This is a genomic window from Pseudomonas sp. GL-R-19, assembly GCF_019956375.1.
Taxonomy (GTDB): domain Bacteria; phylum Pseudomonadota; class Gammaproteobacteria; order Pseudomonadales; family Pseudomonadaceae; genus Aquipseudomonas.
In genome coordinates, this window is the sequence record NZ_JAHBDJ010000075.1 from 1 (window position 1) to 3,527 (window position 3,527).

General features: G+C 57.4%; 3 protein-coding genes and 1 pseudogene. 1 reads left to right on the plus strand and 3 read right to left on the minus strand.

Annotated features, from left to right (window positions below; translation table 11 throughout):
* Nucleotides 1-418, plus strand: a pseudogene (locus KGA83_RS26765) (IS4 family transposase); the annotation flags it as partial.
* Between the two features lie 505 nt (nt 419-923).
* Here KGA83_RS26765 and KGA83_RS26770 read toward each other — a convergent pair.
* The 3 genes from KGA83_RS26770 to KGA83_RS26780 form a co-directional block, all read right to left on the minus strand.
* Entirely contained in the window at nt 924-2,582 is a 1,659-nt protein-coding gene (locus KGA83_RS26770) for a cation acetate symporter (protein WP_108218699.1), read from the minus strand.
* Complete coding sequence (locus KGA83_RS26775; protein WP_108218698.1) at nt 2,579-2,890, minus strand: DUF485 domain-containing protein; 312 nt, start codon at nt 2,888-2,890, stop codon at nt 2,579-2,581. The genes KGA83_RS26770 and KGA83_RS26775 overlap by 4 nt, the downstream gene beginning before the upstream one ends.
* 137 nt (nt 2,891-3,027) lie before the next feature.
* Nucleotides 3,028-3,527, minus strand: a 500-nt coding sequence (locus KGA83_RS26780) for an IS3 family transposase (protein WP_223531241.1), incomplete at its 5' end; no start/stop codon positions are given.

Consider the following 3,527-nt stretch of genomic DNA (forward strand, 5'->3'; position numbering starts at 1 on the left):
GCTGGACAGTGAAATCGAAAGCCTTGGCGCTCCGCGGGCGGCGTTGCTGGGTTTTGCCTCGGCGATCCTGGCCTACAACGTCCTGGCAGTGCTCAAGCGCAGCGTGGAACAGGCTCATCGCGAGACATTGCCCGAAGGCTGGGAAGCTTCAATCTTCCATCTGACGGTACAAGTGCGTAGCGGATACGAGGGCATGCAGATCGCACTGCCCTCGGATTACCTGACACTTCAAACGACCTTAGAAACGCTGGCAACACGACTGTTGGCGCTCGCCAGGAATATCAAGCCCAAGCAAGTGGCCAAAAGCATACGTGGTCCCAAAATCGCCAAACCCAAGGAGTGGCTGGACGGCAAAGCTGCGCACGCTCATGTGTCGACGGATCGGGTGCTCAAGGCCCATAAAGGGAAAACACCTTGAAAGGGCTGGCCCTTACGGCGGGTCACTTGGAAGAGCGGAACGCCGCCCGGCCCCAAGTAACCAAGGGCTTTTGCCCCTGACATTCGGTGCCTCGCCATGGCTCGGCATGCCCTCGCTCCGGTCCTGCTCCGTGGGCCCGCCGCGATCGGCCATTCATGGCCGTACGCGGCTAACCCGAGGCGGCCTACCGGCCGGCCTGGCTCTTCATGCGTGCGCATTTCCCGGTAGGCGCTAGTAGGAGCTGTCGAGTGCAACGAGGCTGCGATCTGTTGGCGTTATTCCTGACAAACAAGATCAAAAGATCGCAGCCTGCGGCAGCTCCTACGGAGTGATACATCCGCGAAATCAAGTCGGCTTTCGGGCCGCCTTCGCCGGCAAGCCAGCTCCTACGGTAAATCAGGAACCTCCATGAAATTCGGGCCGATTACCGCCCAATAAAAAATGCCCCGATCTCTCGACCAGGGCATTTCCATTCAACACATCTTAAACAGTCAAACCCAAACGCTTAGTGCGAAACCGCCCCACTCGCCCCCAGACCAGTCTGCGAACGAACAAACTGCGGGAAGAACAGTGCCCGCTCATTGTCAGCCGCAGTCGACTTGTCGGTAACCGAGAAGAACCAGATCCCGACAAAAGCAATCATCATCGAGAACAACGCCGGATACTCATACGGGAAGATGGCTTTCTCGTGATGCAGTATCTGCACCCAAATGGTCGGACCAAGCACCATCAGGCCCACGGCACTGATCAGCCCCATCCAGCCGCCGATCATCGCACCCCGAGTAGTCAGCTTTTTCCAGTACATGGAAAGCAGCAGTACCGGGAAGTTGCAGCTCGCCGCGATGGAGAACGCCAGGCCGACCATGAACGCGATGTTCTGGCTTTCAAACAGAATGCCCAGGATGATGGCCAACACACCCAGAGCAACGGTGGTGATCTTCGAAATACGAATCTCATCCTTCTCGTTGGCCTTGCCCTTCTTGATCACGCTGGCATACAGGTCGTGAGACACCGCCGACGCACCGGCCAGGGTCAGACCGGCAACCACCGCCAGAATGGTCGCGAACGCCACGGCCGAGATGAAGCCCAGGAAAATGCTGCCACCGACCGCGTTGGCCAGGTGCACCGCCGCCATGTTGTTGCCACCGAGCAACGCGCCGGCCGCATCTTTGAAGGCCGGGTTGGTGCTGACCAGCAGGATCGCGCCGAAGCCGATGATGAAGGTCAGGATGTAGAAGTAACCAATGAAGCCGGTTGCGTACAGCACGCTCTTGCGGGCTTCCTTTGCGTCACTCACGGTGAAGAAGCGCATCAGAATGTGCGGCAGGCCAGCGGTACCGAACATCAATGCAAGGCCGAGGGAGAACGCCGAGACCGGATCTTTCACCAGGCCACCAGGGCTCATGATCGCTTCACCCTTAGGGTGAACCTTGATCGCTTCGGAAAACAGCAGGCTGAAGTCGAAGTGGACGTGTTTCATCACCATCAGCGCCATGAAGGAAGCGCCGGAAAGCAGCAGGACTGCCTTGATGATTTGCACCCAGGTGGTCGCCAGCATGCCGCCGAACAACACGTAAAGGCACATCAGCACGCCCACCAGGATCACCGCGACGTGATAGTCGAGACCGAACAGCAGCTGGATCAGCTTGCCGGCACCGACCATCTGGGCGATCAGGTAGAACGCCACCACCACCAGCGAACCGCAGGCCGACAGTGTGCGGATCTGGGTTTGCCCCAGGCGGTAGGACGCCACGTCGGCAAAGGTGTACTTGCCCAGGTTACGCAGACGCTCGGCGATCAGGAACAGAATGATCGGCCAGCCCACCAGGAAGCCGATCGAATAGATCAGTCCGTCATAGCCGGAAGCGAACACCAGCGCGGAAATCCCCAGGAACGAGGCGGCCGACATATAGTCGCCGGCAATCGCCAGACCGTTCTGGAACCCGGTGATCTTGCCGCCCGCCGCGTAGTAGTCGGCCGCCGACTTGTTGCGCTTGGAGGCCCAGTAAGTAATGCACAGGGTTGCACCCACGAACACGACAAACATCAGGATCGCGGCGACGTTGAGAGGTTGTTTTTGCACTTCACCGGTCAGGGCTTCAGCCGCCCAGGCGCCCGGTGTAAAAGCCGCGATGCTCAATAGAGCCAGTAGACGCCGGATCATTGCTGAGCCTCCTTGAGAATCGCATTGTTCAGGTCGTCAAACTCGCCATTGGCACGTCGTACGTAGATAGCGGTCAGGACGAAGGCCGAAACAATCAGCCCGACGCCAATCGGTATGCCCCAGGTAATCGAAGACTCGGGACTGATTTTCGCCCCCAGCACTTGCGGCCCGTAAGCAATTAAAAGGATGAAGGCAGAGTAAAGCCCTAGCATGATCGCCGAAAGAATCCAGGCGAATCGTTCCCTCTTGCTAACCAGCTCCTTGAAGCGCGGGCTGTTTTGAATCGAGAGGTAAATGCTGTCGTTCATTGTTTTTATCCTCGCAGCACAGATTTAGTTGGAACGGTATCCACTCTATGCGGCTGCGGGGCAGGTTCCAGACGACCTTAGTCTTAGAACGCCATGACGGATTCGCCAATTGGACTGCCCCCAAAATGTTGGACGGTCTACTGCCACATGCCCACGGATTGAGTCCTGTACTCCACAGGGCTCAGTCCACCAAGCTTTGATTTGATCCGGTCATGATTGTAGTAACTGATGTACTCGTCCAGCCCTACATTCAGCTCTTCCAGATTTTCGAAGCGTTTGAGGTAGAAAAATTCGGACTTCAGGGTGCCAAAGAAGCTCTCCATTGCCGCATTGTCGAGGCAGTTTCCCTTACGTGACATGCTCTGCTTTATGCCGCGTTGCTTCAGTGCATGCTGATAGCGAGGTTGCTGATACTGCCAGCCCTGGTCGGAGTGAAGCAGCAGATGAGTCGGTCCTCGCAGGCGCTCGAAGGCCTTTTCCAGCATTCCGGTCACCAAGGCAAAGCACGGGCGCGGGGCCGTTTCATAGGCGATGATCTCACCGTTGTACAAATCCATTACCGGCGACAGATAGAGCTTCTTTGATCCGACCTTGAACTCGGTGACGTCAGTTACCCACTTCTGATTGGGCCGTTGCG

Bases quoted from the DNA above. Each gene is read 5' to 3' on its own strand.
- KGA83_RS26770 (WP_108218699.1), bottom strand. From the start codon at position 2,582: ATGATCCGGCGTCTACTGGCTCTATTGAGCATCGCGGCTTTTACACCG.
- KGA83_RS26775 (WP_108218698.1), bottom strand. From the start codon at position 2,890: ATGAACGACAGCATTTACCTCTCGATTCAAAACAGCCCGCGCTTCAAG.